This is a genomic window from Candidatus Chloroploca mongolica, from assembly GCF_004762035.2.
GTDB lineage: Bacteria > Chloroflexota > Chloroflexia > Chloroflexales > Chloroflexaceae > Chloroploca > Chloroploca mongolica.
The window spans coordinates 1-6,621 of record NZ_SIJK02000117.1; the positions used below are offsets into that span (position 1 = coordinate 1).

Annotated in this window: 5 protein-coding genes; all 5 read right to left on the reverse strand. The window is 56.8% G+C overall.

What is annotated here, in order from left to right:
* On the reverse strand, window positions 1-1,846 hold a 1,846-nt coding region (locus EYB53_RS24735; protein ID WP_135482183.1), incomplete at its 3' end, for a right-handed parallel beta-helix repeat-containing protein.
* 27 nt (window positions 1,847-1,873) lie between these two features.
* Entirely contained in the window at window positions 1,874-4,681 is a 2,808-nt protein-coding gene (locus EYB53_RS24740) for an FtsK/SpoIIIE domain-containing protein (RefSeq protein ID WP_135482185.1), read from the reverse strand.
* 24 nt (window positions 4,682-4,705) lie between these two features.
* Window positions 4,706-4,912, reverse strand: coding sequence for a hypothetical protein (locus EYB53_RS24745; protein WP_135482187.1), 207 nt, complete (start codon window positions 4,910-4,912; stop codon window positions 4,706-4,708).
* Window positions 4,913-4,948: 36 nt separating this feature from the next.
* Entirely contained in the window at window positions 4,949-5,911 is a 963-nt protein-coding gene (locus EYB53_RS24750; RefSeq protein ID WP_135482189.1) for a ParB N-terminal domain-containing protein, read from the reverse strand.
* A gap of 537 nt (window positions 5,912-6,448) precedes the next feature.
* The coding region (locus tag EYB53_RS26840; protein ID WP_135482191.1) for a hypothetical protein at window positions 6,449-6,621 on the reverse strand (173 nt) is incomplete at its 5' end.

Here is a 6,621-nt window from a genome sequence, read left to right on the forward strand (position 1 = left end):
TGCCGCTCCATTGGTTCTGCTGGCAGGTGTTGCCCTCCAGCGTCGGCTGGGCCTGTGCGTTGACAGAGATGCCGTACTTTGTGTTGCTGGAGCAGATGTTTTTGCGGGCCGTGCCCCCCGCGCTGTCGAAGTAGGCGATGCCGCTCCATTGGTTCTGCTGGCAGGTGTTGCCCTCCAGCGTCGGCTGGGCCTGCGCACCGATGTAAATGCCGTTCTTGGTATTGCCCGTGCAGGTATTCTGGCGAGCGGTGCCCCCCGCGCTGCCACCGTAGCCGATGCCGGTCAACTGGTTCTGCTGGCAGGTGTTGGCCTCCAGCGTTGGCTGGGCCTGCTCACCGACGTAAATGCCGTACTGCGTATTGCCCGTGCAGGTATTCTGGCGAGCGGTGCCCCCCGCGCTGTCACGGTAGGTGATGCCCGTGTCTTTGTTTTGCTGGCAGGTGTTGCCCTCCAGCGTCGGCTGGGCCTGCGCACCGACGTAGATGCCGTGCGTGGTATTGCTGGAGCAGGTATTCTGGCGAGCGGTGCCCCCCGCGCTGTCACGGTAGCCGATGCCGCTCCATTGGTTCTGCTGGCAGGTGTTGCCCTCCAGCGTCGGCTGGGCCTGTGCGTTGACAGAGATGCCGTACTTTGTGTTGCTGGAGCAGATGTTTTTGCGGGCCGTGCCCCCCGCGCTGTCGAAGTAGGCGATGCCGCTCCACTGGTTCTGCTGGCAGGTGTTGCCCTCCAGCGTCGGCTGGGCCTGTTCGTCGACAGAGATGCCGATTACATTCCCGCGCGCCTCGCACTGCCTGATCAGCCCGCGGGTTTGTCCATACAAATAGAGCCCGCTGCCCCCCGTCTGCCTCACTGCGTCTAAGACTCCGCCCTTAAAGGAACAACGCTGGATGTCAATCTCGCCCCCATGCACCTGAACTACCCGTGCCCAGGCTGTACCAATGTGCTCAAAGCTGAGGTCAGCGATGACGAAAGGGCCGTCACCGCTGAAATGGGCTACGTACTCCTCTGCGGCGCAGAGCAGTCGAGTCTGATCCTGACCCTCACCGATGAAAGTGAGCGGCTTGTCAACCATCAGGGGTTGTGCCAGTCGGTACGTGCCCGCCGATACATGCACCACGGCTCCTGCCGTTGCGGCCAGGATCGCTTCAGTTAATCGTGTTCCCGACTCTTCTTCACTCGCGCCGGGCGTGACGACAAGCGTCGCCCCTGTTTGATGGCTAGTGTCGGCAGCCCACTGCGCTATCACCGGGACTTCAACCGTCGCACCCGCTGTAACCAGGCGGAGGGAAGTCCAGAGTAAACCGCCTGCCAGGGGGTGGACCTCGAGCTGGATCTCGGTAGGTTCCGCCCCGAATTGGCTTGGAGTCACCCGCAGGTAATCACTCTCCACCACGATCTGTCCGGGGCCACCCTGGATCATCAGCTTGGCAATGACTGGCTGGTCTGACATGAGCGTGCCAAAGTCTAGGCGCTCTGGGTGAACCTGGAGCTGGCTGGGGCTGGGAGGCAGTGGAGTGCTGGCTGGGGCGTTGGTCGTGATGGTCGCACGATCGCTAATCGTTGCGACAGCGAGCAGTGCGCTGGCTTCAGGCACTCCGCGTAGCTGCAAGCCTTCGATCGTGACGCGGCGCAGATCAGCGCGTGGTTGGGAAGCGAGTCGGCTCAGCAAGCGCCCCCATCGTCGGAGTTCTTCCAACGCTGCGGGGTCATGATCCAGATCGGCAGCCTCCAGAAGCACCTGGAACTGCATATCGTCCAACTGGGCACCATCGGCAATGAGCCGGGCCAGACTACCCAGCAGTGGAACCAACTGAGTCAAAGCGGTACTTGGCAGTCTTGACGTCATCGGTAGTCCTTGAGCGTTCAGAGGGTACTAGGTTAGTGCCCAGCGATCATGTAGGGTCGCTATCACCGTCTGCAATTCAGTAGGAGACAACGGTGCGTAGGGCTTGAATTTGTCAAGGACATCAGCCGGCCACTGCTCATTGCGATAGTATGCTCGTTCAGAGCCTAGCTTCGCAGCATAGGGAGAACCCAGCAGATTGATCGATTCGTCACTGCTCATTTGGAGCGCGACCCGATGTCCAAATTGGGCGATCAGATCGTGAACTCCACCACCACCAACGGCGGCCCCAAGGGTACTGAGACGGTCACATGAGAGGAGGATATGGATACCTACCTCAGGTCCCTGCTGGCAGAGGCGCATAAGCTGTTCACCAACCACACTGGGTGTATATGGATTGGCTCCACGGGCCTCTTGCCAACGCTGGAGACCGGCGATAATGATGAAGATCGTCGTCTCAGCCTGAGAGGGTAACGTGGCCTGCCGGGTTTCGAGCTCACTGATGAGGGACGCCAACATATCGACAGCAGCCTGACGATCAACAGGATCAAAAGGGTGGGCAAGGGTCTTCTGAAGGGTCAAAAACGCCTGACCCACAGGCTGGGCTGGGTCTATGCGCCCTATCAGCACAAAACGACAACGCTGGGGCTTGACGGCAAGACTCAGCCCGAGGACTGCGCTGAACAAGAGGCGTGAGGCCAGGCCATCATCAAGACCAAGGCAGAGTAGGTTAGCGCCCTGCTGTCGCTCGAATCTGACGACAAGATCCTCGGCTATCCGGAAAGGCAGGCCAAGCCAGCACTGGATGGGATAGGGTTGACGCCAGTGGGAGGCAGCCAACCGTTGGGTTACCTGCTGAGCCTCGGTCCAGCGTGCTGCGGCATCACGGCTGAAGACAATCATCGGCGAGCGAGGACGATACTGCTGTAAGCGGGCAAACTCCTGGAGACCGCGCAGGTAGAGCGCTCGCTCATCCGGGTCAAGGCGGGCAATGCGAACCAGGGTGGTGGCATCGATACGGTCGGGATCAGCGGTGACACAGGCTTCACCAGCCTGGACTAAACGGGCGGCACGCTCATTTCCCTCACCAAGGATCAACGTCGAGTCTTCTGGGCGACATTTCAACGCCATGCGCAGCCCCATCTGGCTCTTGATCTGGCTCATGCTGAGGAAGGTGCTCGCGGGGCGCTGCGCACTCAGCAGAACATGGATGCCAAAGGAACGTCCGCGTTGTACCAAGGCAGCCAGCGCCTCACTGGCTTGGAAGGATAAGCGATCATCCTCGCTGAAGAGCACCACATACTCATCCATGAGAAGAATAGTTCGTGGCATCTTCTGATTGGTGCGCTGACGATATTCTTGTAGTGAGCCAACTTTTGCTTGCTTGAACGCTTGGCTCCGCTGCTCCATTTCTAGCACGAGACGTTGGAGGACACTGAGGCCAAACTCGCGTTCCGCCTCCAGCACGACCGCACGGGCGTGGGGCAAGGCATGGGTGACATAGTCTTGAAACTCAACCCCTTCCTTAAAATCAACCAGGTAGAACTCCAGTTCATCAGGTGGATACGCGGTACTAAGCATGAGCACCAGGAGATGGAGCAAGTTCGTTTTGCCCATACCGGTGGCTCCACCGATCAAGGCGTGGTATGCTCCATTCGTGCCAAGGACAAGGCGAAAGTCTTTGCCCGACTCATCAACGCCCAAGATCAACGCCACCCCATCGGCGCTGCGCTCGTGCCACCACTGACTTTTCCGCACCGCGATACGGCGAAAAGGAATGTTGGTCACAGAGGCGGCCACGACCAGCGGCTGGATCACCTGAGCCAGCCGATCAATCAGCCCTGGAGGTGGAGCGCCATCTGGCTGAATGGTGGCCTGAGGGAAGTCCGGATCATGCCACTGGATCTGGCGTGAATTTTTCAGACTCAGATAGGAGGCCAGGTTCATGAAGGCTCGAAAGTCAAAGCCACGCGGCGGTTGTTCTCCTTTCAGGACGCCGCCCAGCACATAACACCCCGTACGTGGACCAGTTCGGGCAATGGTGGACAGCAACTCTGCTGCTTTGGGGGAGAAGCCTTTTGGAAACCCAATCATCACCAGGAACCGATAGGGAATCGCCACATCGGGATTAGCGCGGTTGTAGGCCTGAATATCACGGTAGGTATTGAGCAATCGGCGCTGAATAATCTCTTCGATATCAGCCGCCACTTGCTGGAGTGCCTGCTCAACCTCGTCATCACGGCAGTAGATTTTGATTCCCCGGAGGGTTTCAGGGAGCTTGAGCAGCGAAGCAAGATTAGTACCTTGATCCAGGGGGTCAAACAGCACAAAGCGATATGATTCTGGGGGGCTCAGGGCAGCAATGCGCCAGGCCAAGGTTTGCAGTATCTCGGCTCCTAGCCGTGATTGGGCCTCTTCAAACGAGATCAGGATATGCCGTGAGCCAACCAACGGGACAAAGGCGGGCAGCGACGGCAACTTAGTCGCAGGTGGCGTCAGACGAAGCGTACCGATACGGAGCATCGTTGGGGGGCCCCCCGCTGTAGGGGGCGTATAGGTCTGCCAACCCGACAGACTCCAGTCAGCCGCAGCGAAGCCAGCAGATTTGAGCGATGCTTGAATAGTTGTGTTCGTGGAACGGCGGATGTCTTCGAGGTCTGCCTCAATACGCTGCATGGTCAAGGCAGACTCTTGCTTAATTTGACGCGTCATCTGCTGGAATGCTTGATCGAGCGCACGCGTCAAGGCGTGATAGAGCACACCAGCCAGATCTGCCGCTGCCTTGATCTGCGCATGGTGGGCTTGAGCCTGGGCAGCCAGTTCCGTTTTACGTGTCATAGAAGACGCTCACTCACATGATTTCTAGCGAACATGCTGTCTTGCTTGGGCAATCACACGCATCAGTTCCTCCAGCCTTATCAATGTCACAGGCACCTGGCTATTCAACGGTTGCCAGAACTCCCCCTCAAATTGCCAGCGCACCGCGTCATCCCAGAGCATCGTTGTCGTCTGCCATGTTTGCCGCACATGCTGCCAGGACTGCTGAAGTTGGTAATAGGGAATTTGCATCTTTACGTCTTTCACCTCCCTGCGTACGATGTCTCATTACGATGATGTGATAACAACCACTGATGCGGGGACAGCCTTGACCCCCAACTGACGAGCAATAAAGAGGCGATGCTGCCCATTGATAATCGTGTAGGTCGTACCAATCTTCTCAAGACGAATATGACTATCGCCATAGAACGCATCAAAAATGCGCTGATAACCATGGGCATAATCGAGCCCCTGTGCGGCATCCATCTGAGCAAAGTCGTCTCCGTCTGCACCTTGCGCTACGGCAGGGGCAACCACGTGTTGGAGCTTATGAAAGCCCTCAATCATCTCTTGCACCGAGACCTTACGAAAATCCTGAGAACCAGTCACCGTTGACGTGCTCAGATCAATCTGATCCAGAGCAATCATCTGGATATTGTGCTTGGTAGAGCCTCCAGCAGTGGGGATGTTCTGCATACCAGTGGGGGATGGTGGAGGCGTGGTCACAGGTGCTTGATTGGTGGCTGTGGCGGCACCTGGTGCCAAATATGCCTGGATCTCGGCAGTTCGATTGTCGAGGAAGGCTCGTGCCGATGGCACGATGGTCGTCATCTTTCGGGTAAGCTGGATGACCTGATCGCGATAGGCTGTCGCTGCATGTCTGACGGTGCTTTGGTAGGTCTGAACTGTCTTCAACTGCTGTTGTGCTTCCTGCAACTTGACCCGAGCCTGAACAAGAACGGCCTGTTGAGCACCACAATCAGGAAGGGAGGCAGCACCCGTTCGAGGGTTAGGGAGGTTAGCACTTTGGCAACGCATCAAGGCTGCTTCCGCCTGACGAAGGGCCTGTTCCTGACGTTGGCTTTCCATACGCCAGTAGGTCAGACGCTCGTGCAACCAATATTCAGTGGCTTGTAATTCTTGCTCAACAGCCCGTAATGCCGCGATTGATTCTTGATCAAAGAAATTAAGCGCACGCTTTAAATCAATCAAGGCGTCAACAGATCGAAGATTGACTCGGGAATTCATCATTCACCTCGTAGAGATGCGCACGGTACCTGTGGACGTATCGGTCGTGCTCCTTGTGCTCCACCATTTTAAGATCGGCAGAAACAAAGTCAAATGAGTGTGGTAACGCTGCCACAATACTATAAACGCAGATTGATGCTGATATGGACAGTATAACCGATCATTTGACCGAGCATGCACAAATTGGATCACCAAAAATGGTGCCATATTGCCTATTCTGCACATTCGTACTGTCAATACTCCTTTCGTACGCTCGCTAGGCATAAGACTCCCCGCATTTTGTTCATAGTGTCTGTTCACCGAATCAGTACGGCGCAACAATCTGTTCCGAAGCTCCATGCTCCCGACTTATGTACAGTCGTTTTTACATGCACATTGATTATAATCTTCAGATATTTTTTCATCTAGAGATGCTATGGCGATTCATCGACTCGACCAGCCGATTCAAGGCCAGATCTACGCTGGTGGCGCCCGCGACCCGCTGGCGTCACCATGGCTCTCGCAGGAAGGTTCCGTTGCATAGGCATCAGGACAACCTTTCTACGAGAGTTGCTCGAACTTGTTGCGCTGATCATGTATCTGTTGGCCATGATTGCCGGTGCATTGATTGTCGCTGAGCGTGGGAGCAGCGGTGCTCGTCACAAAGATGCCGTACTGCGTATTGCCCGTGCAGGTATTCTGGCGAGCGGTGCCCCCCGCGCTGCCAAAGTAGG